This is a genomic window from Saprospiraceae bacterium, from assembly GCA_026129545.1.
Lineage (GTDB): Bacteria > Bacteroidota > Bacteroidia > Chitinophagales > Saprospiraceae > M3007.
This window is the reverse complement of record JAHCHX010000001.1, coordinates 1,967,175-1,993,256: the sequence shown is the minus strand read 5'-3', so window position 1 is coordinate 1,993,256 and position 26,082 is coordinate 1,967,175. Positions and strand designations below refer to the sequence as shown.

Here is a 26,082-nt window from a genome sequence, read left to right as displayed (position 1 = left end):
TTTGCACAAAATCGAACAAATGACCCAAGGCGAACGGGAATAACTTGAACGAGACTACGCGCTTTGCCTTTATCTGCTGGATTATTACGCCAAAAATAGGGAGGCCATCAAAAGCATGACCGACAAAGAACACCAGGAGCACATTGACGCGATTTTGGACGAGATAATCCACCTCAGGAAATTGTTGGAAGAAGATAACAAAAACACAAAAAAATGACCGCTCAACAAGAACTCCAGACATGGCTCGAACAGCACCGCCAACTCGACAGCGAGGCTGCGCGGGAGCAGTTTTATCAAAATCTCCTCGCTACCCTCGGTGAGAAAGACAGCGACGACCTTCGCGAAGGATTGCTCGCGCTTAAAGAGTCGGTGCGAGCCAGCCGAATCAAGGCAGAAAAAATGTCGCAAACCCAACTGGCCGGGTCGTTGCAGGTTTTTCCCAAAAACCGCGAAGAGCAACAACTTCTTCAAACGCTGCTGGAACGCATGGACATTCCTTTCAAAATGAGCGCTTAACCGCCAAAGACAACCTGCCAGGAGCAAATCCCTGATCCTTGCCCCCCCTCTTCCTTTTCGCTCCCCTCTTTTCTGCCGTTGTTGGCGTCCTTCTGCCGTTGTTGGCGTCCTCGCCAACAACAAGCGGCGGAGCTCGAAGCCCAGCAAAGGAGCTCGCTTTTCGCCGGGCCTCCCGCGCGAGGTGTCGTTGGCGGGGACGCCAACAACGGCGATGAAGCAACCTCCGCCGACAAGGATTGGGACGAGAAAGGCTACACCGCTGAGCAATTCAAAAAAGAACATACGCATCGCAATGACCTACACTGAAGTAGATTCCTCCATGATAGACCTCGTCGGCTACGACGAAAAAGAACAAGCGCAGGAAGTACGCTTTGTCACTTCCGGTCTCACCTACCGCTACTACGACGTGCCGAAAGAGAAATACGAGGGGCTGATGAACGCTTCCTCCAAAGGCAGCTATATGCGCGGCTGCATCATTGATTTTTACGACTACGCCAAAGTGAGGGGCGGAAAACGGCGACGGTGGTGAGCCACATCACCGCGCCACCACCATTTTCCGCGTGAAAACTTGATGGCCTATCACGACCGATATGTAATAGGTGCCGGGGGTATGGGCGCTCAAATCAATCGGGAGGCTCAGCGTGCTGGTGGTCGCTTCAGGTACTGCCCAAAGCAAGCGTCCTGCCGCGTCGCTCGCCGTCACCCGCACGAGCGCAGGCCGATGCAGTTGAATCAGCAACAAGGCACGTCCGTCCGTTGGGTTGGGCGAGAGCGCGAACTGCTGGAAAACGAGCGCTTCGAGCGTGCTGACGAGGGTTTCCACCGTGATGGAAGCGGTGTAAGTGCATTGCCCCGCGTCGGTAATGATGACGGAGTAAGTGCCGCCGGGTATGTTCAGCAGGTGCTGAGAAGTCGCGCCATTGCTCCAAAGAAAAGTGAAAGGCGGGTTGCCCCCCGCGATGCTCAATTGGATGGCGCCGTCGTTCGCACCGGGTGCGGATTCAGGTGTGCCAGTGATGGAAACAATGCCGTCGGTGGGCGCTTGCGTCACCTCGAAGGGGAACGTGGTGGTGCAGCCATTTGGCCCGGTGGCGATGTATGTGTAGTTGCCCGCCTCGCACACCACGACCGAGTCAGCTGTCAATTCAGGAAAAAGCTGGTAAAAGAAAGCCGTCACGCAGGGGTGTTCGCAGTCTAATTGTCCGTAAGGCTCCAAAATGACCAGCGGGCCAATCGTGTCAATAGTGACCATCGCCGCTGCTTGCGCGCTGCACCCGTTGGGCGAAGTCACTGTCAGCAGGTATGTTCCCGGCATCGTCGTGCTTGGGTCTTCCAGCGAGGAGGTGAAGCCGCTCGGTCCTGTCCACAGGAACGTGCTTCCGGGTGTGGAAGAGCCGCCGGCAAGTTGCACGGTTGGGTTGTTGCAGGTGATAGAGCCGCCTGCGGCGGTTATATCGGGCAGCGTTCCGTCGCCTTCTATGGCAATGGAAGTGGTGGTGGTGCATCCGTTGCTTGGATTGACCGCCATCAAGAAATAAGTGCCGGGTATGGTGATTGCCACGTTGGAAGCATTGGAATGAAAAGCGCCGGGGCCTGACCAAGTGTAGAGTGTGCCGGGCACGGACGAGGTGGCCATCAAGGCGATAGTTGGCGAACTGCAAGTGATGAGTCCAATCCCTGCTATGCTGATGAGCGGCGAGATGGTGTCGGCGGCAATTTCGAGCGGTTGGCTCGCGGAGCAGCCATTGAGTTTTGATTGGGCGAGCAAAGTGTAGGAGCCTGCTGCACAGAGGCTAAATGGGGATGTGCCGGGCAACAGTACACTATCCAAATAGTATTCGATTTCGGGAAAATCGGGAAGATGAAGCGCAACGCATGGGTTGTTGCAATCAACAACGAGGTCAGGAAAGGGTGGAATCACCGGGATACTGTAATCACCCAAAATGGAGACCTCGTCGAATTGAACACAGCCGTCGGGAAAAGTAGCGGCCACCGTGTAAATGCCCGTCGTGTCAATCAAGACACTTTGGCCGCTCGCGGCAAAATTATTGGGGCCTGACCATTGAAACGCCGCACTGGTTGAGTCACTAAAAGCCGTCAGGGTTATTTCCGGGGTGGCGCAATTCAAGGTATTTGTTTCACTAACAATGCTCACGGTTGGCGGCGTATATGAAGGCGAGAAGACGGATGCCCTCACCCCTGTGCTATTGTTCCAATAAACGCCACCACCCGGCGAGGTTTGCGATTTGATAGCTCGAACCTGATAGTGCAGCGTATCCGTTGAGGGGTTATCGTCCGTGAATGTCGTGGCGGCGATGGCCTCTGTTGTAAGGCGCGTGTAGGCTCCGTGTTTTTCCTTAGAGCGATAGATGTGGTAGCCCACCACGTCGTCGTCAGGCGAGGGCTTCCACTCCAACGATACCTTGCCGCACGCGGCGACGGCGCTCACGTTCGAGGGTGGAGCCACGATGTGTGCTCGCACGGTGGGGTCGCCGAGCAGCGCGACATGGGCGCCGCTCCTGCCAAAAGTGTTGAAATAGGCGTTGTTGAACTGCGCGTTTTGGGTTTCCTTCATGCAATAGCCCATGGTCTCGCCCGAAGCCAGCGCCTGATAGAAATGGTGAGGCCGACCCGCCCATGCACAAGTGAGAATGCCGCCCCGCGAGGCCAGTGCCGCAGGCATGAGCGGGTTGGTTTCGTAGTCCCAGTCGCCGTGATAGCTCCCAAAGATGTTGGAGAAAACGATGTTCACTGTGTCATTGGCAAAATTCCCGCTATTGCCCACGCCTCCTGCGCTGGTGTATGTGCCGGGGCCAGTTCCGTAGCCCATCAAATAACGCTGCGGGTGCGTGTCGTCAAAGAAATCCGCACTCGACACATTGGCCGCCCCCACCAATGGATAAGCATTTCTGAACCCGTTGGCAGCGAATGCTTCGCCGCTGAAATAGCCAAAATTGTCGTCCACCAATGCCTTTTGTTCCACCGTGTAGGCTCCTGTGCGCCAGTCATGGTTTTTATTCAAATACCGTCGGAGCAAGTCGGTGGTGGAAGCACCAAAAGTCCCCATAGTCAAGCGCCGAAAATCCACCCGACCTACTTCCAGTTCCACTGCCGAGGGAATGATGCTCTGGTCGAATTTGCCATCGCCGGGCACATTTTTGTTGGCTGCGCGTGTGGGCGAGCTGTTGTTCACCGCGATGTCGGTCCATGTGCCATCCACGTCGGCGTAGTAGGCATCGGCGGGCCAAGCGCCGGAGTGGTCGGAGTGGCCGTCCCAAGCGGAATTGCCCGAATAAGGCACGGGTATTTTGCCCAACAGCAACACGGCTCTCACCTCGGCGGGATTTGTGTTGAAGTCGGCAACGATGAGGTTTTTCACCGATTGCACCGTGGCGGTGCCATCCACGAAGTGTTCTTTTATGCGCCAGCCATCGCCCGAAAGGTCGTCGCGCAGGCGTTCCAGTTCAGCAGCCAGCGGCACTGCGAGGTCGGCATCCACCAGAAGCAAGAGCGTGCCGCGATGGTCTGTCACAGGCGCTTCCACGGCGACGTGCGCGTAGCCGTGCGCGGCGATGTTGGTGGTGCGTGCTATCCGGTACTCATAGGTTTGGCCAATTGCCACGTTGTTGTCTGACAAAGTGTTTTGAGTGCTGTTGGTCGCGCTGAGCAGCTGCACCCATTGGTTGCCTGCCTGTCCTTTGGTGCGGCGCTGAATGAGCAACGTGGAGGCGGTGGGGTTTTCCCAATTCAGGGTAATGTTGGCAGGGTTTGTGCTGACAGTAGCTGTCAGTGGAACGGTGGCGTCTTTCGGTGTTTGCGCGTTCGCGGTTCCGATTTTCAAAATAAAAACCAGGCAGGCGAGGGGGAATGTTGTGTTCATGGCCGTTGCAGATGAAACAAAGTGGAAATTGAATGCAAGATTCAACTTTAAGCGGTATTTGCTGCCCACCGAGCGCGTTATTTTTCAAAACACATAGCCGCCGAGAATTTTAAAATCCGCACTTTCGCGCCTCGAAAACAACACTCGCACAGCGCGACAAATAATCATCATCATGTCCCACATTGTCAAACTATCCAATGCCGACATTAGCCAACAAGATGGCAACGTCGTGCTGGAAAACATCAATCTCACCATCGGAGAAGGAGAATTCACCTATCTTATAGGCAAAACAGGGAGCGGAAAAACCAGCCTGCTCAAGACACTCTATGGCGCGCTGCCGCTGACGAAAGGATTTGGCGAAGTCGCTGGCTTCGACTTGCGGAGCCTCCATCGCGGCAATATGCACCTGCTGCGCCGCAAACTCGGCATCGTCTTTCAGGACTTCAACTTGCTGACGGATAGGAATGTGGAAGAGAACCTGCTCTTCGTGTTGCGCGCCACGGGATGGACCGACGCAGGCCTGATGAATCAACGTGTGACGGAGGTGCTGGAAGGAACAGGGCTGCCAGCCAAACGATATGCCATGCCTTACGAACTTTCCGGCGGCGAGCAACAGCGCGTGGTCATCGCCCGTGCCTTGCTCAACAAACCCGCGCTGCTCATCGCCGACGAGCCTACGGGCAACCTCGACCCTGAGACCAGCGACGATGTGCTGGTGTTGATGCGCAACCTCGCCCGGCAAAACCACACCGCCGTGTTCTGCGCCACGCACGACTACCGCATTCTGCAAAATTTTCCTGCGCGTATCATTCGCATCCAACACGGCAAGCTGATTGACGATGAGGGAGTGGCGATAAAATAAGTGGGGTGCGAGGGCAAGCGGGTTTTTGAATTTGCGTACCCTACCCGCATACGAAACCCTCCGTTTCATGCCATTCTGGCTAAAGGTTTTTTTGGAGAATTGTTATTTTGACAGCCTGCCAGCTGATGGGCAGGCTGTCAAAGTGATACAAGAACCAATCCTTGTCAATCAAACCGCTTCCAACTGTGCCAATTTTACTGACATACGCTTTCGACGCACTGTTTCCATGGGTTTGCGATGTTCCGTCTGAGCACGAAACCCTGTGGTGAACACATCGGACTTGCAAGCGGCGGCATACTCCACATGGTCGGCAAGGCGAGTGAGCGCCACGAGCACTATTGCTTCTTTTTCGCGGATGGCATCGGTGCGTTCCTTGCGCTTGAGTTCGGAATCGTCGAGCACGTTGCGCAGCTCGATGGATGCGTCGCGGAGGTTTTCCCACAATGTTTGCGGCTTGGGCAGATATGGATTCTGGTGTGTGTCGCGGAGAACGCGCTCGGCGAAGACGGCGAGTTTGGAGCCGTGCAGAAATAGAAAGTGGCGGTCGATATTCAACTTAGCGTGCATGACAAAACACATTTTTTTGAAAATTGGCAAACGGCAAATTCTGTTCCACAGTTTTGCCACAGTTAGCCATTTCGGGAAAAAAATATTCGGGAAAGTCTCGCAATCCAAGAATTTAACTTTTCTGCCTGCGCCGTTTGTTGTTCTGAAAAATATGCCCACAAAACCTGCCAGTTGCGAAATCGCCTTACTTTTGGCCGCTACTCATTTTCACCATTCGCTACTTACCATTTTCAAACATGAATCTGCACGAATATCAGGGAAAAGAACTGCTTAAGTCCTTCGGCGTAAAAATTCAGGAAGGCATCGTCGCATACAACGCGGCAGAGGCCGTGGAAGCTGCCAAAAAATTGAAAGAACTCCACAACTCCGATTGGTGCGTGGTCAAAGCCCAAGTGCACGCAGGCGGCCGCGGTAAAGGAGGTGGCGTGAAGCTGGCCAAAAGCCCTGAGCAAGCGGGCGAAATAGCAGGAAATATGCTCGGGATGCGCCTCGTCACCCCGCAGACCTCTGCCGAAGGCAAATTGGTGCGCAAGGTGCTGGTCGCGCAAGATGTGTTTTATCCCGGCCCCAGCGAACACAAAGAATTTTACATCAGCATCCTCACCGACCGCGGGCGTGGCGGCAACGTCATCATGTACTCTCCCGACGGCGGCATGGATATCGAAAAAGTGGCGGAAGAAACACCCGACCGCGTGTTCTTTGAGCCAGTAGACCCTCTGTTGGGCTTGCGCCCATTCCAAGCGCAAAAAGTCGCTTTCAACCTCGGGCTAAGTGGCCAAGCTTTCAAGGAAATGGTGGATTTTGTGCAAAAGCTCTACGCAGCTTTTGTTGGCTCCGATGCCAGTTTGTTTGAAATAAACCCTTGTCTGAAAACCTCCGACGACCGCATCATCGCCGTAGATGCCAAGGTGACGCTCGACGACAACGCCCTTTTCCGCCACAAAGACCTCGAAGCCATGCGCGACAAGGACGAGGAAGACCCCGCCGATGTGGAGGCGCAGGAATATGACCTCAACTACGTCAAACTCGACGGCAACGTGGGCTGCATGGTGAATGGTGCCGGCCTTGCCATGGCTACCATGGACTTGATAAAACTTTACGGCGGCGAGCCTGCCAACTTCCTCGATGTGGGCGGCACCGCAGACGCGGAACGGGTGGAGAACGCTATGCGGTTTATCCTAAAAGACCCGAATGTAAAGGCCATTCTCATCAACATCTTTGGGGGCATCGTGCGCTGCGACCGCGTGGCGCAGGGCGTGGTGGATGCGTACAAAAAAATCGGCGATATCCCAGTGCCGGTCATTGTCCGACTACAAGGCACCAACGCCGACATTGCCAAAAAAATCATTGACGAATCCGGCCTGAAAGTAATGGGCGCGGTGGAGTTCCAAGAAGCGGCGGATTTGGTGGCAGAGGTGTTGAAAAAGTGACAAGGCGCGAGCATCGCGCTGACAGGTATGAAGCCAAGGTGCCATCCCCAAAGGGATGGCACCTTTTTTTGAACACGCTCACGAAAAACCTGAATCCGCGCCCTCCGGCTTCCACCTTTCACACTCCCTGAGTTTGCCGCAAGCGCCTACAGGTTCCCCCTTTTCAACTCCTCTACTGCCCAATTTGCTGCCCGCGCCGTGAGCGCCATATAGGTGAGCGAGGGATTTACTACCCCGTTGGAAGTCATGCAAGCGCCGTCGGTGACAAACACGTTGGGGCAAGCATGGATTTGGTTCCATCCGTTGAGCACCGAAGTCTTGGGGTCGCGCCCCATGCGAGCCGTGCCCATTTCGTGGATACAGAAGCCGGGGGCAGGGTTGGAGTCGTAGGTGTTGACGTTTTTCAGGCCGGCGGCCTCGAGCATCTCGGCGGCATCGTTGGCCATGTCCACGCGCATTTTGCGTTCATTCTCCTTGAACTCGCAATCAATATCGAGCGTCGGCAGTCCCCATTTGTCTTTTTTGTAGTGATTGAGCGTCACCTTGTTTTCATAGTAAGGCAAGTGTTCGCCCCAAGCGCCCACGCCGAAGCCCCATTTGCCTGCTTCGGTGAGCGCCTGTTTGAAGTCCGCGCCGATGCCCTCGTCTATGGATGCGCGGCCACGGCTTGCGCCACCCTGATAGCCGAATCCGCGCAGGTAGTCGCGTTTGTCGGCATCATTCACATTGCGGAAGCGGGGGATGTAGGTGCCGTTGGGTCTTCTGCCGAAATAGTAAAATTCCTGAAAATCGTCAGTGTCGCCATAAGCGCCCACGCCGTAGTGGTGGTCCATGAGGTTGTGGCCGAGTTGTTCGCTGTCGTTGCCGAGGCCATTGGGGAAGCGGCGCGAGGTCGAGTGGAGCAGGATGGCCGCCGTGCCGAGGGTGGAAGCGTTGCAAAAGATGATTTTGGCAAAATAGTCGTAGGTCTGCATGGTCTCGGTGTCCACGATTTTTACGCCGATGGCGCGACCTTTTTGTTCGTCATAAATAATGGAATGAACATTGGAAAAGGGTCGAATCGTCAGTTTGCCAGTAGCCTTTGCGGCAGGGAGGGTAGCCGAGTTGCTGCTAAAATAGGCTCCAAAGGGGCAGCCGCGCTCGCAGCGGTTGCGAAACTGACAGGACCCGCGCCCATTGTGAGGCACTGTCAGATGTGCCACTCGACCGATAATCATGCGGCGTGCTCCTTTGTAGTGTTCCTCTATGCGCTTGGCCACATGTTTTTCCAGCACGTTCATTTCCATCGGGGGCAGGAATTCGCTGTCGGGCAGCACAGGGATGTTTTCTGTGGAGCCGCTGATGCCCGCGAATTTTTCCACATAACTGTACCAGGGCGCGAGGTCGGCATAACGAATGGGCCAATCCACTCCGTATCCGTCTTTGGCATTGGCTTCAAAGTCGAGGTCGCTCCAGCGATAGGTCTGTTTGCCCCAAAGGATGGAGCGCCCGCCGACGTGGTAGCCGCGAATCCAATCGAAGGGCTTGACTTGATTGTAGGGGTTGTCCACGTCGCGCACAAAAAAGTGTTTACTGGCCTCTCCGTAGTTGTACACCTTGCTTTGGATGGGAGATTCGCGGCGGTCGGCGGGGGTGACGCTGCCGCGATATTTCATTTCCCAGGGGTTGAGGTTGGCGGTGGGGTAGTCGGTGACGTGTTCCACCATTCGACCACGCTCGAGCACGAGGGTTTTCAAGCCTCTTTCCGTCAATTCTTTGGCAGCCCAGCCGCCGCTGATGCCGGATCCGATGACGATGGCATCGTAGGTGTTCTCAAGGGTAGCGCGTAGATTTAAGTTCATTTTCAGAATGTTATACCTTGATTCGCTATGATTTGTCAGATGCTCAGTATTGCTCTCCTTGGTTTCGCGCGGATTGTGTTTGTGGCCATGCCCAAAATTTGGCAGCGCGAGGCATAGAAGCTTTTTTTAACGCTGCGTTGGGTTCATTTCGCTTTTGGCAATTTCACGGTGAAGGTTGTTCCTTTCCCGATTTCAGATTGTTTCACGAAGATTTTTCCACTATGGTATTCCTCCACTATTCGCTTGGAGAGAGAAAGGCCAAGTCCCCAGCCGCGTGTTTTGGTGGAATAGCCGGGCTTGAAGACGGTTCCGAATTTGCCGGGCGGAATGCCCTTGCCAGTGTCGGTGATGTCCAAGCAGACATACCTGCCCTCTTCATAGACTTGGGCTGTTATTTTTCCCATCCCGCCTTCTAATGCGTCAATCGCGTTGCGGAGCAAGTTTTCGACGACCCAATCGAACAAGGGCGCATTGATGCCGACCATGAGTGGCGAATGTTCCGATGGTGCCGGAAAATCGAACTCGACCCTTCGGGGCGCGCGTCGCTGCATATAGTCACGGTTTTTTTCCAACTGCTCAAACACATTGGTGGGGGTCAAATCGGGGGCGGCACCAATTTTTGAAAAGCGGTCTGCCACCAGTTCAAGGCGGGTCACGTCGTTGCGCAGCTCGTCGAGCATCTCTTGGTTGTCGGGGCGCTCTTCGTTGACGGCTTTGAGCGTCTCTATCCAGCCGAGAATGGCCGTGATGGGTGTGCCCAACTGATGGGCGGTCTCTTTGGCCATGCCGAGCCACACCTGATTTTGCTCGGCCCGACGTGCCGTGCTGAAGCCGATATAGCCCAACGCAATGAAGGCTGCTATGAGCAGCAATTGTACGACGGGGTACAGCTCTAGCCACCACAGCAGGCGAGAGTGGGTGTAAATCAGTGTTTTGTGGATGTCGGGTGGCAAATGGATTTCGATTCTCCCTGTGTCTTGTTTCGTCATCCGGTCGAGCGCCTTTCGCACTTCCTCTATTTCCATGGTGTCCAAGTTGCGCTCGTCAATGTTGCGATATGCCTCGATTTCGCCTTTTTCATTGAGCATGACAATGGGGATGGTGGTGTTTTGCTCAATGATTTTGAGATGCAGGGTGAGGTCTTCATAGTTGGCGAGCGTGTCTGTTCGGGTTTTGGTCAACATACGCATGGCCTCGGCAAATTGTTCGGCCTGCTGTTTCTCTCGCTCGATGAGTTGGTCGGCCAGAAATCGGGTATAAAAAAGCGAGATGATGATAATGAGTACACCTCCTGCGGCCAAGTACCACTTCCAATATGATGTGCGGGTGTAGATGTCCATTTTGCTCGATAGAATGGGCGAAAGTATGATTTCGATGAAAAACGCCTCGCAAAGATTTTTAGCGTTTGGGGTGACGATTGTGCGAACTTTACCGAACTGATAAGCCGCCTATGTCCGTATATTTTGTTTTACGAAGCGAAAGTTGTTTAACTTTTTGGCTTGTGTTCGTTTTTTGTTTAAACAAAACGACTTCGTTCGTGTTTGAGCGGCTTGTAATGTTGGTCAAGTAAAAAAAGTCCATGTCGAAAAAAGTAATAGTCATCGGTTCTGGTTTTTCTGGGTTGTCTGCTGCGTGCAATTTGGCTGCTGAGGGCTTTGATGTCACCGTTTTGGAAAAAAACGAAGTGCCGGGCGGTCGTGCGCGCCAATACGAAGCGGAGGGTTTTGTGTTCGACATGGGGCCGTCGTGGTATTGGATGCCCGATGTGTTTGAGCAGTTTTTCGCCCGCTTTGGCAAGAAGGTTTCGGACTACTACGAATTGAAAAGGCTCAGCCCATCATACTCGGTTTGGTTCGGCGAAAACGAGCGGCTCGATGTGCCAGCCTCTATGGACGAGTTGGAGGCCATGTTCGAGCGGCTCGAGCCGGGTAGCTCGCCCAATTTGCGCAAATTCCTAAAAGAGGCGGCATATAAGTATCGGGTGGGGATGACGGAATTTGTGCACAAGCCCAGCGATTCTATCATGGAGTTTGCGGATTGGCGTATCGCGGCCAGTTTGTTGCGGTTGCAGATGTTTACCTCGCTTTCGAGACACGTTCGGAGTTTGTTTCGCAACGAAAAGCTCATCCAGCTGCTCGAATTTCCGGTACTTTTTCTGGGAGCCACGCCACAAAAAACACCCGCGCTCTACAGTTTGATGAACTATGCCGATATGGCGCTCGGCACTTGGTATCCGCTCGGCGGAATGTTCAAAATCGTGGAAGGCATGGTATCGCTGGCACGCGAGCTGGGGGTGGCATTCGAGTTGGGGCAAGAAGTGTCGCATATCTACGTCCCGAACGGCCACGCTACGCGGGTCAGCACCAAACAAGGCCGCGAATATCAGGCGGATGTGATAGTGGGGGGCGCTGATTATCACCACATAGACACTCAGTTGCTCGCTCCTCACGCACGCAATTATTCCGAAAAATATTGGGAAAAGCGCACGCTCGCGCCTTCGTGTTTGCTTTATTATATTGGGGTGAACAAGCGCCTTGGCAATTTGGAACATCATAATCTTTTCTTCGACGAGGACTTCGGCCAACATGCCAAAGAGATTTACGAAAGTCCCCAATGGCCTTCCAAGCCGCTTTTTTACGTCAGCGCCCCTTCTCAAACTGACCCTTCGGTCGCGCCAGCAGGGTGTGAGAACCTGTTTTTGCTCGTTCCCGTAGCGCCGGGTCTGAACGACACGCCTGAAATCCGCGAGCGCTATTATCACCTCACAATGGAGCGATTGGAACGACTGACGGGGCAAAACATCCGCGCTCATGTGGTTTACAAACGCTCCTACGCACATTCCGACTTTGTAAACGACTATCACGCTTTCAAAGGAAACGCTTACGGCTTAGCCAACACTTTGCTCCAAACTGCCTTTTTGAAACCAAAAATGAAAAGCAAACGAGTCAAAAATCTCTTTTACACGGGTCAGCTGACCGTGCCGGGACCGGGGGTGCCGCCCTCGCTCATCAGCGGTCAAGTGGTGGCGAAAGAAATTGCCAAAAGATTCCTGTGAGCCCCTACATCCGCAAAAAACGGCCCGCTCCGCTTGGCCGGACAAGCCTTCAAACCAGAAACCTTCAAACCTTTCCTTTGCATGAACCATCTCCAACTTTATCACAACACTTGCTTTGAGTGCAGCAGCCTGATTACCCGAAGGTATTCCACCTCGTTTTCGATGGGGATTCGACTGTTCCACCCGCGATTCCGGTCGCCCATTTACGGCATTTATGGTTTCGTGCGCTTTGCCGACGAAATCGTGGACACCTTTCACGACTACCCCAAGGAGGCATTGTTGAAGCGTTTCCGCGACGACACTTGGCGAGCTATCGAGGAGCGCATCAGCCTCAACCCTGTGCTACATTCGTTTCAACAGGTGGTGCATCAGTATCACATCGAGGCCGAGCTGATTGATGCGTTTTTGCGCAGCATGGAAATGGACCTCACCAATGCAACCTATGATTCGGAAGGCTACGACGAGTATATCTATGGCTCGGCAGAGGTGGTGGGCTTGATGTGTCTGAGGGTGTTTTGCGAAGGCAATGAGGCTCAATATCAGAGTTTGAAAGAACCCGCCCGACGTTTGGGCGCGGCATTTCAGAAAATCAATTTCTTGCGCGACATCAAAAGCGATTTCGATGAGCGCGGTCGGGTTTATTTCCCCGGCGTGGACTTTCAGCGCTTCACCAACGAGGAAAAAAAACGCATCGAAGCAGACATCAAAGCCGACTTTGATGCTGCCTTGGAGGGTATTCGCAGGCTGCCACGCGGGGCGCGATTCGGGGTCTATCTGGCATACAAATACTACACACAGCTGTTCGCCAAAATCAAAAGCGCCCCTGCGCAACGAGTGGCACAAGAGCGCTTCCGAGTGTCGGACAAGCGAAAAGTCTATTTGCTGTTCAGTTCAGCCGTGCGGCACCAACTGAATTTTTTGTGACCTAACAATGCTTTGCCGTATCAATCGGCGTATCCGACAAAACGATACGAACTATGACTATGGCCCGTGTGCGTGCACACGGGCCTTTTTTGTGTCTCAAGGCTTCAGATTGGCTAGCCAGTTGGCGATTTTGTCCATGTCGGCCTTTGGCACTTTTTGGGCGGCCATTGGCACATAACCCGGCCAGTTGGAGGGTTCGGGCTTGGCGACTAATTGGGCGATGCGCTTGGCGGAATATTTTTTGGCGGCAATGTCCGTCCAAAGCGGGCCGACGAGTTTGCGGGTCATGGAGTGGCAAGCGGCGCAGCCGTGTTTGTCTAAAAGCGCCTGAACGTCAGCGGGAATCTCTGGTGGGGTGGCGGGGCGCTCGGCGGGTTTGAAAGCTGCGAGCAGCAACAAGAAGGGGAGGAACGCGAGTGTTTTTTTCATATAAAAACTTGATTTGGAAATATCAGACGCAAAAGTTCAAAGAATATTCGAGGCGCATAGATAACGTATTTCAAACAATATCAAAATGGGTTTGGGATTGCTCACATTCCTACTTCATTCGCCAAGGGCCGCTCTTTTTCAAAATCCGTGATGTTTTGCAAGGTCACGGTGGCGATTTCAGACAGCGCCTCGTCGGTGAAAAAAGCCTGATGCGCCGTGATGAGCACATTGGGGAACGACATCAAACGCAGGATGAGCTCGTCTTGAATGATGGTCTCCGAATGGTCCTGAAAAAACAGGTGTTCTTCCTGCTCGTACACATCAAGGCCAAGGTGGCCCAAGCGTCCCGATTTTAGCGCGGCCACCACTGATTTGGTATCAATCAACGCGCCGCGCCCGGTGTTGATGAGCATGGCGCCGTGTTTCATCTTTTTCAACGAGTCGGTATTGATAAGGTGGCGTGTTTGCTCGTTGAGCGGGCAGTGGAGCGATACAATGTCGGCGGCAGCAAGCAATTCATCGAGCGCGACATAGCGAGCGCCCTCACCGACGAGCGCAGCGTTTTCATGCACATCAAAAGCCAACACGCGGCAGCCAAAACCAAGCATGATTTGGGCGAAGACGGAGCCTATTTTCCCGGTGCCGACCACGCCTACTGTTTTTCCGTACAAGTCGAAACCCGTCAGCCTGTCGAGCGAAAAATTGCCTTCGCGCACCCGGTTGTAGGCTTTGTGCGTCTTGCGGTTGAGCGTGAGGATGAGCGCGACCGTGTGCTCCGCCACTGCATGGGGCGAATAGGCAGGCACACGCACCACTGGGATGCCATGCGCTTTTGCGGCGGCTATATCCACGTTGTTGAAACCCGCACAGCGCAAGGCAATGAGCCGTATTCCTTTCTCTTTCAGGATTTTAATCACTTCTGCATTGCATTGGTCATTGACAAAAATGCAGACCGCTTTGCATCCGGCGACCAATGTCGCGGTTTGCTCGTTGAGCGGTGTTTCCAAAAAAAGCAAGCGGTGGCCAGCACCAGCATTGAACCGCTCGAAGTAGGCGCGGTCGTAGGTTTGGGTGGAAAAGAAGGCGACGGTCATGGGCTTCCATCGTTATGTTTGAGAAAGTATTGGAGCAACTTCGGGGGGCGGGGTTGCGTGATTAGCAGCATATGTCGCGCCGCCAAATTTTGGGCATGGTTATACTTCGCGTCGTCAAGTGTCGAAGTCCTGATTCATTCAAAATCAGGGAGGGCAATCACATCTATTCTCGGTTTGTAAGAGATGTCATCTTTTGAGGAACGAAAAAGGAGACATCTCGGCCTGTCCTTGCGGTGTCACCCCTCCATTCTTATGGGATGACCCCTCAGAACCCGACAAAGCGAGCATCGTCGGAGCAATCACGGTCACTGTACAAATCCTAACGAATCCAGGTGTGATTCCCTGCGGGACTGCTTCTTCACAAGTTCCGTTTCTTCATCTCTTTCACCGCAAAATCCGCCGCTCTCGCCGTCAGCGCCATATAGGTGATGGAGGGGTTCTGCGCTGCGCCCGAGGTCATGCACGAGCCATCGGTGACGAACACATTGGGCACGGCATGGAGTTGGTTGTTTGCGTTGAGCATGGAGGTTTTGGGGTCGCGTCCCATGCGAGCAGTGCCCATTTCGTGGATGCCTCGTCCGGGTGGTTCGTGCGAGTCGTCGGCGCGAATGTTTTTGAAACCAGCCGCTTCGAGCATTTCCTGTCCTGTAGCCAGCATATCCTTCACCATCGCTTCTTCATTTTCTCGCCATTGGCAGTCAATATCGAGCGTCGGCAGGCCCCAGGCATCGCGCAAGTCCCGATTGAGCGTCACTTTGTTGTCGAAATGAGGCAGGCACTCTCCCATGCCAAACAAGCCGCCGCCCCAGAGGCCGGGCCGTGTCATCGCTTTTTTGAACTCTGCCCCAAAGCCGTCTTGCCCCGCGCCGCCGTAGAACGCAGGTCCGCGCTCCACGCTACCGCCGAAGGCATAGCCGCGTGTAAACGCCGTTTGTTTGTCGTTGGCAAAATTGCGGAAGCGTGGCACATAGAATCCCACGGGTCGCCGCCCTTTGTGGTAGTGGTCGAGGTAGCCCTCGTACTCTCCCGACACGCGGGCGCGGTAGCAGTGGTCCATCAAGTAGTGGCCAAGCGTGCCAGAGTCGTTGCCCAGCCCCTCGGGGAAACGGGCGCTCACGCTGTTGAGCAAAATCTGGGTGGTGGGCAGGGTGCCTGCGTTGAGGAAAATGATTTTTGCCTGATATTCAATGACTTCTTTGGTGTTGGCATCTATCACGCGCACCCCCGTCGCGCGGTTTTTCTTTTCATCAAAAATAACGGACTCCACGATGCTGAATGGCCGCAGCGTCATTTTCCCGGTCTTTGCTGCCGCAGGGAGCGTCACCCCATTGCTGCTGAAATAGGCCCCATAAGGGCACCCTCGATGGCATAGGTGTCGGAACTGACAGGGAGTGCGCCCATGGATGCTTTGGGTAAGATTGGCGCTGCGCCCATGCACGAGCGTGCGTCCGGGAAAGTTGCGCTGAATCGCGTCGCGCAGGTGTCGTTCGGCAATGGTCAATTCGATGGGCGGCAGGAACTCGCCATCGGGAATCTGGCGCAGCCCGTCGCGGTTGCCGTTGATGCCTGCAAAACGCTCGACATAACTGTACCACGGCGCAATGTCCTCATAGCGAATCGGCCAGTCCACCCCGTGGCCGTCCTGCAAATTGCTTTCAAAATCAAAATCTGCCCAACGGTACGTCTGCCGCGCCCACATGAGCGATTTGCCGCCGACATGGTAGCCTTTTATCCATTCAAAAGGCTTCACCTGCGTGTAGGGATGCTCGGAGTCTTTGGCCCACAGGTGTTTGGTGCCTTCGTTGAAAGCGTAGCAGACGGACTGAATGGGGTAGTCCTTTTTCACATCGTCGTGCGGCACCCGATTGCGGTGCGGGAACTCCCACGGGTCGGTCAGGGCGGTCGTGTAGCCGCTGATGTGTTCGAGTGGCCGACCGCGTTCGAGCACGAGGGTGCGCAGGCCTTTTTCGCAGAGTTCCTTGGCGGCCCAGCCGCCGGAGATGCCGGAGCCAACCACGATAGCGTCGTATTTTCGTTTTTTGGCAGCGTTGATATGCTGATTCATGGGTTGTTTTTTTAAAAAAATGATTAAGGTTTTGTCATTTCGATGAAGAATCGGGAACCGTCCGCTCTGTGTTTTTTGTCATCCTGTCGGCAACGGTCCGCTTTGCGAGGGCAATCGCGCTTAGTTTTCTCACCGTAGATTGGGCGGTTCCCGATAGGATGACAAAAAAGGGGGGAGGACTCAAAACACCGGTGTCCAAGCCTTTGTATTTTCATTGATGAGCATATCGGGAATCCAGCCGCCGGGGATGGGGTCGTAGTTCAGCGCCTGCGTTGCGCCGATTTCAGAGGTAAAATAGCCGTTGATTGTCAGCCCTTTGAGTTGTCGCCAGAAGGAGTCCCCGTTTTTTTGCTCGGCTTCCAACAGTTGGCAAAATGCCGTGCGTTCGGCGGCGGAGCAGTCCGCGAACGACTTGCCATGCTGGGCGATGCATCGTTTTTCGGTCGTTTCCAGACCGCTCCAGAAGGCAGGGCGGCGGTCGGGCGGAAAACAATCCTCCACGATGACCGCGATGTATTCATGGACTTTGGCGGCTTTTGCCCCGGGCGTGTCGGTATCGGGCAGGATGGTATCGGCCATTTCGGCCAACAGCACGAGACGGTCGGCGGGTTGTCGCGACAGGGTGGGGTAGGGGTCGGCCATTGCCTTGGCGATGAGTTCTGGGGCGATGGTGATGCTGCCGATGATGAGGGCGGCTTTTTTTAGTGCTTCGCGTCGTTGCATGGAGAAAGTTGTTTGGCAAAAAAAGAACGAAGCAAAAGTAGTTTTCGCAAAATGCACACCAAGCGTTGTTTGACTTTTTTCACGTTATTTTTTTCCAAACAGTCTGCCAAATGCTCGTCAAGCCCAGTATGCCACCCGTGGCCAATCCGATGAAACTAATCGCTCGAAGATGTTTTGGAAAAACCACTGCGTGAAATACAAACTCGGTATGGTAATCGGAAAACCGATGCAGGTGTTGGTGGTGATGGCTGTGGCGCGGTATTCGGGAATGGCGTTTTGTGCTACCAACGCCGAGAATTGTGGCGAATCGGGCACCACAGTTGCGCCCCATGCCAGCATAAAAACCACGAAAACCGAAACTGGAAACCAAGCCATCAAGGGGGACAACAAAAGGCAAAGTAACGTCAACCTTCCGGTTGGCGGCCAACTGAAATTTGGCGTTACTTCTTCCCCGCAATCTTCACCAACTCGTTCAACTTCCACAGCGCGTCCATGGGGGTCATGGTGTTCAAGTCCAGCGCAAGCAGTTCTTCTTTGATTTTCATCGTGTAGTCGTCCACGTCGAAGATGTGGAGTTGGAGCGGCGCGGCGATGTTTTTGACTTTTTTCTTCAGATTCTCGGTCGAGGGTAAAGGGTTGGGGGCGGAGGGCGTGGAGCCATTTTGACCTTCAATCTTCTGCGCTCCGCTCTCGACCGATTTTTCCTCCAGTGTTTTCAAAATCTCGTTCGCTCGCTCCACAATCGTCTGCGGCATACCCGCCATGCGTGCGACGTGTATGCCAAACGAGTGGTTGGAGCCGCCGGGTACGAGTTTGCGCAAGAAAATGACCTTTTGACCGACCTCCTTGGTGCTGACATGAAAGTTGTGGGCGCGCTCGTGGGTTTCGGCGAGTTCGTTGAGTTCGTGGTAATGGGTGGCGAAGAGTGTTTTGGGCCGGGCGCGCTCGTTGTCGTGCAGGTATTCGGCGAGGCTCCACGCGATGCTGATGCCGTCGTAGGTCGAGGTGCCGCGCCCGATTTCGTCAAGCAGGATGAGTGAGCGGTCGCTGATGTTGTTCATTATCAAGGCTGTTTCGTTCATCTCGACCATGAATGTGCTCTCGCCGCCGCTGATGTTGTCGCTCGCGCCGACGCGGGTGAACATCTTGTCCACCAAGCCGATGCGGGCGCTTTGGGCCGGCACGAAACTGCCCATTTGAGCCAGCAGGACGATGAGTGCCGTTTGGCGGAGCAGGGCGGATTTGCCCGACATGTTGGGGCCAGTGATGAGGATGATTTGGACTGTTTCGTTGTCGAGATACACGTCGTTGGGGACGTAGGTCTCCCCGACGGGCAGTTGCGTCTCGATGACGGGGTGGCGGCCTTCGCGGATGTCGAGCACGGTGCTGTCGTCGAGTTCGGGGCGGATGTAGTGGTTTTTGGTGGCGACTTTGGCGAAGGAGAGGAGGCAATCGAGCCGTGCGACGAGGTGCGCGTTGTGCTGAATGGGCTGGATGTACTGCCCGATTTCTTCCACGAGGGCGCGAAAAAGCCGTTCTTCGAGTTCCAGAATTTTTTCCTCCGCGCCCAAGATTTTGGCCTCCAAGATTTTGAGCTCTTCTGTGATGTAGCGTTCGCCGTTGGCAATGGTCTGCTTGCGCGTCCATTCGGGCGGCACTTGGTCTTTCCATTTGGAGGTGACCTCGATGTAGTAGCCGAACACGTTGTTGAACGCGATTTTCAAACTGGGGATGCCCGTGCGCTCTATTTCGCGTTGTTGGATTTCGAGCAACAACTCTCGGCTGTTGCGCACGACGTGGCGCAAGTCGTCCAGTTCGGCGCTACAGCCATCGGCCATCGCACCGCCTTTGCGAATGTCGGCGGGCGGGTCGGGCGCTATGTCTTTTTCGATGCGTTCGCGCAGGGTCAGGCAGGGGTTCAGGCCTTCGCCTAATTTTCGCAAGGCTTGATGGTTGGTCAGTAAAAGTTGGGTTTTCAGGTGCTCGATGGCGAGCAATGCCCGTCTCAGCTGCATGGCTTCGCGGGGATTGATTTTGCCCACTGCCGTTTTGCTCATTAGTCGCTCCAAGTCGCCGATGTGCCGAATGTGTGGTGCTATTTCGTTGGTAAAGTCTTGATTTTCAACAAAAAAAGAAACCACGTTGTGCCGCTCCTGAATTTGCACCAGGCTGGTGAGCGGCAGCAACACCCATTTTTTCAAGAGCCTTGCGCCCATCGGCGACACGGTTTTGTCCAGCACTTGGAGGAGTGAGGTGCCTTGCTCGTGGTTGCTGCTCACGAGCTCGAGGTTGCGAATGGTGAAACGGTCGAGCCAGACGTATTTTTCTGTTTGCAGGCGGCTGAGCGAGGTAATGTGCGCCAGCCGCGTATTCTCCATTGCAGCGAGGTAGTGAAGCGCCGCACCTGCCGCCGTTTGGCCGAGGTCGAGTTCCTCTACGCCGAAACCTTTGAGGCTTTGGGTCTGGAAATGTTGGAGCAACTTTTCGCGGGCAAAGTCGCGGGTGAAAATCCAGTCTTCGAGGGTGTTGGTGTAGAACTTGTCGCCGTACTGCGCCACAAATTCTTTCATGCGGCTTTTGGGCAACACGATTTCGGCGGGTTTGAAACTTTGCAGGAGTTTGTCCACGCTCGCTGCGTCGCCTTCACTCACGAAAAATTCGCCGGTGGAAATATCGAGAAATGCCGCGCCGAATTGCTCGTGTGGCCCCCACGTCAGGGTCGCCAGGAAGTTGTTGGCGTTGTGGTCGAGCAAGGCATCGTCGGTGGTGACACCGGGTGTCACCACTTCTGTCACGGAGCGGCGCACCACCCTGCCCGGCACGGGTTTCTCCATTTGCTCGCATATCGCCACGCGATAGCCCGCCCGCACGAGGCGCGGCAGGTACATATCCATCGCGTGATAGGGGAATCCCGCCAGTTCGATGTCGGAACCGCCGTTGTTGCGACTGGTGAGCGTGATGCCGAGGGCGCGGCTGGTCTTCACCGCATCCTCGCCGAAAGTCTCGTAAAAATCGCCTACGCGAAACAGCAAAATGGCATCGGGATACTTGGTTTTCACCTGCACATATTGCTGCATGAGGGGCGTGGTGGCGCCACCTGTGGTGGTTGTTCCGTCTTTTTTCGTTCGTGCCATGAGGATAGTCGTTGTGCTCTCAGGGGTCAGTACGAGTAGGGGGCAACTAAGGTGGGGGGTAAAATTAGGGCGGGGCAAGCAACCCTGCTTTTTTTTCTTTCCACAAGGCGTTGGTCTTGCTGCTTTGGGATAATTTTGCCACCGCAAAAAGTCCATTTTCAAAATATCAGGCTGCACTCCTCTCTCATGTGGACCATTATCGAAGGTTTCAATCATCTCCAAAGAGAAGAAATAGACGCGCTGGTGGAAGCGCCCGCACTCATCACCGTCCTCGTTGGCATGGCCGATGGGCATCTCGACGGCGAGGAGCGTACATGGTCGGAGCGGCTGTTGCGCTCGCGCACTTACAACAATCCACGAGAACTGAATGAGTTCTATCGCGTGGTCGTGGAAGGGTTTTGGGCGCGGGTGCAGAGCGAAATCACCCATTTGCCAACCGACGCGGAGGCCCGCAATCGGGAAATCGAGAAACGATTGGCACGCCTCAATCCTATCTTGGCAAAATTGGACATTGAACTGGCCGCAGACCTCTACAAAGGCTTCGTGGGGCTGGCACACGAGACGGCCAAGGCTTCAGGCGGGTTTTTGCGCATAGGGGCCATCAGCCCGGAGGAAAAAAGGTGGGTTGGGCTGCCCATGCTGACGCCGATAGTGGCGCCGAAAAAGCCGGGAGAAGAAACCGATGTGGAAGAGACCGATGAATGGTAATTATGGTCACCCACCAGTTTGCTCCAACTGCTCCCATAGCCGCACCACCTCCACCGCTTCTTTCACGTCGTGTGCCCGCAAGATGTTGGCACCTTGTTGCAAGGCAACGACGTGCAGGGCGGTTGTGCCATTCAGCGCGTGCTCGGGACTGACTTTCAATACCTTGCAAATCATGGACTTGCGCGAAATACCAGCCAACACGGGCATGCCCGTCGTGTTGGCAAAAACGCGCAGATGCTTCAGTAGTTGATAATTGTGCTCCACCGTTTTGCCAAAGCCAAAGCCGGGGTCGAGCACAATGTCCTTCACACCCACGGCTCGCAATCGCGCTATTTTTTGAATAAAATAATCCAGCACCTCGAGTGTCACATTGTCGTAGTGCGGGGCTTGTTGCATGGTGGCAGGGGTGCCTTGTATGTGCATCAAAATGTAGGGTACTTCCAAACGAGCGACGGTTTCAAACATTTGTTCGTCGAACTGTCCGCCCGAAATGTCATTCACGATGGAAGCGCCTGCCGCCACCGCCGCTTGCGCCACGCTTGCCCGCCAAGTATCTGCCGAAACGATGGTTTTCGGAAAATGCCGCTGAATGGCCTCGACCACTGGCACCACCCTTTCAAGTTCCTCTTTTTCAGACACTTCCGCTGCACCCGGTCTCGATGATGCGCCGCCCACGTCGAGAATGGCTGCCCCCTCGGAAAGCATTTTTTCGGCCTGCCGCAAAGCTGCGTCCACACCTGCAAATTTTCCCCCGTCGAAGAACGAATCGGGCGTGACGTTCAGGATGCCCATGACGACGGGGCGCGATAGGTCGAGCAGTTGGCCGCGACATTGGAGGGTTGTTTGTTGCACGAGAGTTACTTGATTTTTAGAAATTTGACCAAATATGCCTCGCCCTTTGTGATGAGGCGCAAAAAGTATAGACCGGGTGAAAGATGGTCGGTTGAAAGGCGCGTGACCTCGCCTTCCACGGGCTGGTTGCGCTTCACGCGATATTGAAAATCGAGGATGTCAATCAAAGCGCCCTCGGCGGTGAGCGTCGGCACGTCGAAGTTTTCCAAGCGCACCCTGATGTCGCCCCCGGTGGGATTGGGGTAGGGTAGGAGCCGTTTGATGGGTTGGGGGCGCTGGCCGGGTTTGGCGCGTTGATAGACTTTGATATAGTCAATCTCCATCTGATTGGGAATCTTGGTTTCGGGCGGCGGTGGGCTGGTGAAGGGCGTGTTTTCGGCTCCAACTGCCACGTTTGCAATCACTTGCACCGGGTCGCCAAATCGAGGATACGCGGGGTCTTGCAGATAGGGGCCGGGAGCGATGTCGCAGGCGACGACGGGCAAGCCGCTCAGCGTGTAGTAGCGCGGAAACGAATATACCCGCACGCTATCCACCTCGACGTGCATGAAAAAAGGCTCATAGTCGAGCGCGATGAGGTGGAAATCCTTGGAAAAGTCGGGGCCTTGGAAGGTGTGCGAGGTGTGGATGCGCTCGTCGCCCCCCAGATATTTGAAAAAGCCTGTGTGAATACGGTTGGGCTTTCCGGTGCCAAATTCAAAAATATCAATTTCCACGCTCCAGCCAAACACCCAGAAGGCAGGCCAAAAACCGTCGCCTTGTGGAATTTTGCAGCGAATCTCGTAACGCGCATAGTCGGTGAATGCTTGCCGGGAGTGTACCATGCCGGAAGTGTAGTCGCGCTGCAAGCCATACCAACTGTCCGGTTCCTTTTTCACGATGAGTTTCAGCAGCCCGCCCTCGACCACCGCGTTTTCATCTCGATAGACCTGCCCTTCTTCGCCGTGGGTGCGGCAAAACGAACACTGGTCGGAGCCGCTATCGCCGTAGGGATACCAAGTCATCCACTTGTCGCGGTCGAGCGAGTCACCGTCGAAGTCATCGTGGAACACAAGTTCCCACGGCTCGTCGGCGCAGACATTGCCCCCCGCAAACCACACCTTCGAGAAGTGTTCGACTTGAGCGTGTAGGGGGGCATTGCCCATGATTACCAGTAGCCAACAGCACAAAGCGAGCGTTTTTTTCATGGCAGCCTATTTCATTTCTTTTATCCAAGCCTTCACGAGTTCAAGCCCTTCTTTGTGGGCGAGTTGCCGCCCTAGTTCGGGCATTCTGATGCCGGGGTCGTTGCTTTCCATGCGATAGACGAGGATGCTTTCGGCGGGTTTGCCGGGCACGATACCGAACCGCGCCTTGCCGCTTCCGCGACCCGCTGCCACGGGTGGTTTGTTCACGCCAAGTCGCTCGGGGTTGTTTTCAAAAATATCGAGAAACATACCGCTCGTGCTGGCTGGGCCGTGTGGGTTGTGGCAGTGGCCGCAGTTGGCATCGAGGTAGGCGCGGGCAGTGGATTGTTGTTCGTTGTTCGTCGGTCGTGGTTTGAGTCGGTAGTCGGCAAGGCGGGGGGCGGCATTGGGGTTGAAGTGGTCGGGCAAAGAAAGTTTTCCGGCTTTTTGCCAAGCAAGCAGTTGGTTTTCAGTGCCTTCCAGGCGGTTGAGTTGGCGGGCGGTGATGCCGAGCGGGACGAACTGACCATCGTAGGAGTGGCAGCCCTTGCATTGGTTGAGGTTGGGGGCCACATACTGGATGCTTTGTTTCTTGCCGTTTGCGTCGAGCCAGCTCACGGGAAAAGTCGCCCCGGTTACCTCGAGCAGGGCATCGGTTTGCTCGGTGTTCCACACGTATTCGAGTGCTTTCCAATCTTTTTCCTCCTTCACCAAAAGCCGCGTTTCGAGTATGCGGCGCCCTTTTTCGGGCTTTGAAAAATCGTGGGGGTAGTAGAAGTTTTTGATAATGACGGCCCCGACGGGGAAATCAAACGCCGCGCTGTCGCGGTAGGTCATCGCTGTTCCTTCGGGCAGGTAGATGAAGCGAGCTTTTTCGGCATAGTCCGAAAAAAGCGGGGCGTTCACCTCGTAGGGAAACACGTTCGGCGCGGGCGAGAGCGCGGCGAGCGCGCCGGTGAAAAATGGGTATTCCGATAATTTCATTTTTGGGGAAAACCCATTTCCCTCCCATCGCAAAGCTGACAGGACGAACGTGGCGGCCAGAATTGCCAAGAATGTTTTAGTGTTTGTCTGACAACGAATTAAGTTCACAGTCGTAAGATTTTGAGTCTCTGCTGATGTCGCTTTTGAACAGGCCGATTTTGTGGGCGCGGATGTTGGCGAAGGTGCCGTTTTCGTTGTTGCGGATGCAGATGCGGTATTCTGGTTTGAGGTTGCCGTTTGCTGCGAGCCAATCGGGGTTTTGGATGCCGTCGTAGATGATGTGTGGCACCCGGCGGCCAAATTTCAGCCAGAACAGCGTCCCCATTTTGTTTTTGCGCGTGGGGGTTCGCTTGCCCTCCGAATACACGTTGTCGTGGATGTGGATATTGGAGGGGTAGGGGTTGTATTCCTTGTCCTTGATGGGCAGTTCCGTGATGAAATAACTCACGATGGCGGTGGAGGCGGTCTTGTTGTCCATGATAAAGTTGTCGTGCACCTCCACGTCGTTGGTGGCTAGAATCATCACGCCCGTGCCGGGCGGCACTTGGCCCACGATGTTGCCTTTGGGGGCGAAGTTTTTGTGGTTGTTCTGGATGATTTTGTTTTTCCAGACCTTGACGTGGCCGCCGCGTTTTTTGGGCAAATCGGGCAGGTCGAACACCAACACACCGCCCGTGTTATAGGCCGCGATGTTCTCATACACCCATGCGTTGGTGGTGTTCTCGATTTCGATGCCCGCCACGTTGTTTTTTGCGTAACACCTCGTCACCCACACGCTGTCGGATTGGCCTACATAAATGCCCGCATCGGAGGCGCCGATGGCCGTGCAGCGTTCGATGCGGACGTTTTGGCACTGCACGGGGTAGAGGGCATAAGCGCCGTTGGTCTTTTTGGGTTTGCCGTTCCAGCGGGCGGTGATGTCGCGGAAGACGAGGCCGTTCACCGCTTGGGTTTTGATGAGGTCGCCTTTTGAGTCTTCTATGGTAAAGTGTTCCAGCACAATGTTTTGTGCATTCGTTACTTTGATGCCTTCGGCACCTTGTTGTTGGTTTTTGAACGACAAAATGGTCTTGTCTTGCCCTGCGCCGCGGATGGTGATGTCTTTTTTGGCATCGAGCGAGAGCGTGTTGGAGAGGGTGATGTTGCCAGCTGGCAACGTGATGGTGTCGCCGTCGGTGGCGAGGATGAGCTGCGTTTGCAATTGTTTTTCGAGCGCGGGTTGAGCCGATAGGGTGGCGGCCATTGCGGCGAGCCAGCAGCATATTGGGAGGGTTCTCGACATCGAATTTCTTTTTGCCCAAAAGTACGGCGATGGAGGCATAAAAAAACTCCGACGGTCATTTCCGCCGGAGTTTTGACATTTCCTATCAATCCAATGTCCGCTTTGCTTACGCGATTTGGACATTCACTGCATTCATGCCTTTTTTGCCTTGTTTGGTCTCGAACGTGACCGTGTCCCCTTCCCGGATTTTGTCAACCAACCCGGTCGCGTGGACGAATACTTCTTGCCCGGAGGCATTGTCAACGATAAAACCAAAACCTTTGGACTCGTTGAAGAACTTGACGGTTCCTTTGAACATTATTGAAAAAAATTTAAAAAAATGAGACAAGCGGCCAAAGCCGCCACAAAGGTAGGGGGGGAGCAATGTATTGTCAAGTTTTTTTGTTCGCCTCTTTGCTCTGCCACTTCTTGTTAGCAAGGACACCAACAATGGCAGTATTAGCCTCAAGGCCCTCAATAACCCCCAATGACCTTTTCAATTACCCTAAATGCCCCCCAATGACCCCCACCAATGACCTTTTCAATTACCCTAAATGCCCCCCAATGACCTTTTCAATTACCCTAAATGAC

The 26,082-nt window shown here is 54.5% G+C and carries 22 protein-coding genes; 7 read left to right on the top strand and 15 right to left on the bottom strand.

Translation table 11 applies throughout. The annotated features are described in order from the left end of the window. Window positions 1-213 precede the first annotated feature (213 nt). Together KIS77_07695 and KIS77_07690 are read left to right on the top strand one after the other, a co-directional pair. Window positions 214-516, top strand: coding sequence for a hypothetical protein (locus KIS77_07695; protein MCW5922208.1), 303 nt, complete (start codon window positions 214-216; stop codon window positions 514-516). Window positions 517-808: 292 nt separating this feature from the next. Then, window positions 809-1,045, top strand: coding sequence for a KTSC domain-containing protein (locus tag KIS77_07690; protein ID MCW5922207.1), 237 nt, complete (start codon window positions 809-811; stop codon window positions 1,043-1,045). 6 nt (window positions 1,046-1,051) lie between these two features. Here the strand turns inward: KIS77_07690 and KIS77_07685 are convergent, their stop codons facing one another. Continuing rightward, window positions 1,052-4,396: a T9SS type A sorting domain-containing protein gene (locus tag KIS77_07685; GenBank protein ID MCW5922206.1), complete on the bottom strand. Its 3,345-nt coding sequence runs from the start codon at window positions 4,394-4,396 to the stop codon at window positions 1,052-1,054. 169 nt (window positions 4,397-4,565) lie between these two features. Between KIS77_07685 and KIS77_07680 the strand changes: the two genes are divergently transcribed. Then, window positions 4,566-5,258 carry an ATP-binding cassette domain-containing protein gene (locus KIS77_07680; protein MCW5922205.1) on the top strand — a complete coding sequence of 231 codons (693 nt, stop codon included), beginning with the start codon at window positions 4,566-4,568 and terminating at the stop codon, window positions 5,256-5,258. A gap of 168 nt (window positions 5,259-5,426) precedes the next feature. On the opposite strand, the gene KIS77_07675 is transcribed toward KIS77_07680, so the two are convergent. Next, window positions 5,427-5,825, bottom strand: coding sequence for a hypothetical protein (locus KIS77_07675; GenBank protein MCW5922204.1), 399 nt, complete (start codon window positions 5,823-5,825; stop codon window positions 5,427-5,429). 236 nt (window positions 5,826-6,061) lie between these two features. Between KIS77_07675 and sucC the strand changes: the two genes are divergently transcribed. Next, the gene (sucC, locus tag KIS77_07670; GenBank protein ID MCW5922203.1) at window positions 6,062-7,255 is read left to right on the top strand and encodes an ADP-forming succinate--CoA ligase subunit beta; all 1,194 of its coding nucleotides are present in this window, start codon (window positions 6,062-6,064) and stop codon (window positions 7,253-7,255) included. 146 nt (window positions 7,256-7,401) lie between these two features. On the opposite strand, the gene KIS77_07665 is transcribed toward sucC, so the two are convergent. Continuing rightward, a complete protein-coding gene (locus tag KIS77_07665; protein MCW5922202.1) occupies window positions 7,402-9,096 on the bottom strand; it encodes a GMC family oxidoreductase in 1,695 nt (564 codons plus the stop codon). Between the two features lie 143 nt (window positions 9,097-9,239). Then, window positions 9,240-10,436 (bottom strand): HAMP domain-containing histidine kinase, encoded by a 1,197-nt coding sequence (locus KIS77_07660; protein ID MCW5922201.1) that lies wholly within the window; start codon window positions 10,434-10,436, stop codon window positions 9,240-9,242. A gap of 239 nt (window positions 10,437-10,675) precedes the next feature. On the opposite strand from KIS77_07660, the gene crtI reads away from it, so the two are divergent. Both crtI and KIS77_07650 read left to right on the top strand, forming a co-directional pair. Further along, window positions 10,676-12,151: a phytoene desaturase gene (gene crtI, locus KIS77_07655; protein MCW5922200.1), complete on the top strand. Its 1,476-nt coding sequence runs from the start codon at window positions 10,676-10,678 to the stop codon at window positions 12,149-12,151. A gap of 81 nt (window positions 12,152-12,232) precedes the next feature. Further along, complete coding sequence (locus KIS77_07650; protein ID MCW5922199.1) at window positions 12,233-13,075, top strand: phytoene/squalene synthase family protein; 843 nt, start codon at window positions 12,233-12,235, stop codon at window positions 13,073-13,075. A gap of 96 nt (window positions 13,076-13,171) precedes the next feature. Here the strand turns inward: KIS77_07650 and KIS77_07645 are convergent, their stop codons facing one another. The 6 genes from KIS77_07645 to mutS form a co-directional block, all read right to left on the bottom strand. Beyond that, entirely contained in the window at window positions 13,172-13,504 is a 333-nt protein-coding gene (locus KIS77_07645) for a c-type cytochrome (GenBank protein MCW5922198.1), read from the bottom strand. 101 nt (window positions 13,505-13,605) lie between these two features. Then, window positions 13,606-14,598 carry a 2-hydroxyacid dehydrogenase gene (locus KIS77_07640; protein ID MCW5922197.1) on the bottom strand — a complete coding sequence of 331 codons (993 nt, stop codon included), beginning with the start codon at window positions 14,596-14,598 and terminating at the stop codon, window positions 13,606-13,608. A gap of 358 nt (window positions 14,599-14,956) precedes the next feature. Then, window positions 14,957-16,663, bottom strand: a complete 1,707-nt coding sequence (locus KIS77_07635; GenBank protein ID MCW5922196.1) for a GMC family oxidoreductase — start codon at window positions 16,661-16,663, stop codon at window positions 14,957-14,959. Window positions 16,664-16,843: 180 nt separating this feature from the next. Continuing rightward, entirely contained in the window at window positions 16,844-17,386 is a 543-nt protein-coding gene (locus KIS77_07630) for a gluconate 2-dehydrogenase subunit 3 family protein (GenBank protein MCW5922195.1), read from the bottom strand. Window positions 17,387-17,503: 117 nt separating this feature from the next. Then, window positions 17,504-17,761 carry a hypothetical protein gene (locus tag KIS77_07625; GenBank protein ID MCW5922194.1) on the bottom strand — a complete coding sequence of 86 codons (258 nt, stop codon included), beginning with the start codon at window positions 17,759-17,761 and terminating at the stop codon, window positions 17,504-17,506. 65 nt (window positions 17,762-17,826) lie between these two features. Then, window positions 17,827-20,520, bottom strand: coding sequence for a DNA mismatch repair protein MutS (mutS, locus tag KIS77_07620; GenBank protein ID MCW5922193.1), 2,694 nt, complete (start codon window positions 20,518-20,520; stop codon window positions 17,827-17,829). 186 nt (window positions 20,521-20,706) lie between these two features. On the opposite strand from mutS, the gene KIS77_07615 reads away from it, so the two are divergent. After that, window positions 20,707-21,228: a hypothetical protein gene (locus KIS77_07615; protein MCW5922192.1), complete on the top strand. Its 522-nt coding sequence runs from the start codon at window positions 20,707-20,709 to the stop codon at window positions 21,226-21,228. 6 nt (window positions 21,229-21,234) lie between these two features. Here the strand turns inward: KIS77_07615 and folP are convergent, their stop codons facing one another. The 5 genes from folP to KIS77_07590 all read right to left on the bottom strand — a co-directional run bounded on the left by folP (window position 21,235) and on the right by KIS77_07590 (window position 25,810). Beyond that, the gene (folP, locus tag KIS77_07610; GenBank protein MCW5922191.1) at window positions 21,235-22,020 is read right to left on the bottom strand and encodes a dihydropteroate synthase; all 786 of its coding nucleotides are present in this window, start codon (window positions 22,018-22,020) and stop codon (window positions 21,235-21,237) included. A 65-nt stretch (window positions 22,021-22,085) separates the two neighbouring features. Continuing rightward, window positions 22,086-23,267, bottom strand: a complete 1,182-nt coding sequence (locus tag KIS77_07605; protein ID MCW5922190.1) for a family 16 glycosylhydrolase — start codon at window positions 23,265-23,267, stop codon at window positions 22,086-22,088. Window positions 23,268-23,273: 6 nt separating this feature from the next. Beyond that, window positions 23,274-24,230, bottom strand: coding sequence for a hypothetical protein (locus KIS77_07600; GenBank protein MCW5922189.1), 957 nt, complete (start codon window positions 24,228-24,230; stop codon window positions 23,274-23,276). Between the two features lie 76 nt (window positions 24,231-24,306). Next, a complete protein-coding gene (locus KIS77_07595; protein MCW5922188.1) occupies window positions 24,307-25,512 on the bottom strand; it encodes a right-handed parallel beta-helix repeat-containing protein in 1,206 nt (401 codons plus the stop codon). 106 nt (window positions 25,513-25,618) lie between these two features. Continuing rightward, window positions 25,619-25,810: a cold shock domain-containing protein gene (locus tag KIS77_07590; GenBank protein ID MCW5922187.1), complete on the bottom strand. Its 192-nt coding sequence runs from the start codon at window positions 25,808-25,810 to the stop codon at window positions 25,619-25,621. Between the last annotated feature and the right edge of the window lie 272 nt (window positions 25,811-26,082).

Bases quoted from the DNA above. Each gene is read 5' to 3' on its own strand.
- KIS77_07625 (MCW5922194.1), bottom strand. From the start codon at position 17,761: ATGGCTTGGTTTCCAGTTTCGGTTTTCGTGGTTTTTATGCTGGCATGG.
- KIS77_07665 (MCW5922202.1), bottom strand. From the start codon at position 9,096: ATGAACTTAAATCTACGCGCTACCCTTGAGAACACCTACGATGCCATC.
- KIS77_07645 (MCW5922198.1), bottom strand. From the start codon at position 13,504: ATGAAAAAAACACTCGCGTTCCTCCCCTTCTTGTTGCTGCTCGCAGCT.
- crtI (MCW5922200.1), top strand. From the start codon at position 10,676: ATGTCGAAAAAAGTAATAGTCATCGGTTCTGGTTTTTCTGGGTTGTCT.
- KIS77_07600 (MCW5922189.1), bottom strand. From the start codon at position 24,230: ATGAAATTATCGGAATACCCATTTTTCACCGGCGCGCTCGCCGCGCTC.
- KIS77_07690 (MCW5922207.1), top strand. From the start codon at position 809: ATGACCTACACTGAAGTAGATTCCTCCATGATAGACCTCGTCGGCTAC.
- KIS77_07635 (MCW5922196.1), bottom strand. From the start codon at position 16,663: ATGAATCAGCATATCAACGCTGCCAAAAAACGAAAATACGACGCTATC.
- mutS (MCW5922193.1), bottom strand. From the start codon at position 20,520: ATGGCACGAACGAAAAAAGACGGAACAACCACCACAGGTGGCGCCACC.
- KIS77_07695 (MCW5922208.1), top strand. From the start codon at position 214: ATGACCGCTCAACAAGAACTCCAGACATGGCTCGAACAGCACCGCCAA.
- KIS77_07590 (MCW5922187.1), bottom strand. From the start codon at position 25,810: ATGTTCAAAGGAACCGTCAAGTTCTTCAACGAGTCCAAAGGTTTTGGT.
- folP (MCW5922191.1), bottom strand. From the start codon at position 22,020: ATGGGCATCCTGAACGTCACGCCCGATTCGTTCTTCGACGGGGGAAAA.
- KIS77_07675 (MCW5922204.1), bottom strand. From the start codon at position 5,825: ATGCACGCTAAGTTGAATATCGACCGCCACTTTCTATTTCTGCACGGC.
- sucC (MCW5922203.1), top strand. From the start codon at position 6,062: ATGAATCTGCACGAATATCAGGGAAAAGAACTGCTTAAGTCCTTCGGC.
- KIS77_07595 (MCW5922188.1), bottom strand. From the start codon at position 25,512: ATGTCGAGAACCCTCCCAATATGCTGCTGGCTCGCCGCAATGGCCGCC.
- KIS77_07630 (MCW5922195.1), bottom strand. From the start codon at position 17,386: ATGCAACGACGCGAAGCACTAAAAAAAGCCGCCCTCATCATCGGCAGC.
- KIS77_07640 (MCW5922197.1), bottom strand. From the start codon at position 14,598: ATGACCGTCGCCTTCTTTTCCACCCAAACCTACGACCGCGCCTACTTC.
- KIS77_07685 (MCW5922206.1), bottom strand. From the start codon at position 4,396: ATGAACACAACATTCCCCCTCGCCTGCCTGGTTTTTATTTTGAAAATC.
- KIS77_07605 (MCW5922190.1), bottom strand. From the start codon at position 23,267: ATGAAAAAAACGCTCGCTTTGTGCTGTTGGCTACTGGTAATCATGGGC.
- KIS77_07615 (MCW5922192.1), top strand. From the start codon at position 20,707: ATGTGGACCATTATCGAAGGTTTCAATCATCTCCAAAGAGAAGAAATA.
- KIS77_07650 (MCW5922199.1), top strand. From the start codon at position 12,233: ATGAACCATCTCCAACTTTATCACAACACTTGCTTTGAGTGCAGCAGC.
- KIS77_07660 (MCW5922201.1), bottom strand. From the start codon at position 10,436: ATGGACATCTACACCCGCACATCATATTGGAAGTGGTACTTGGCCGCA.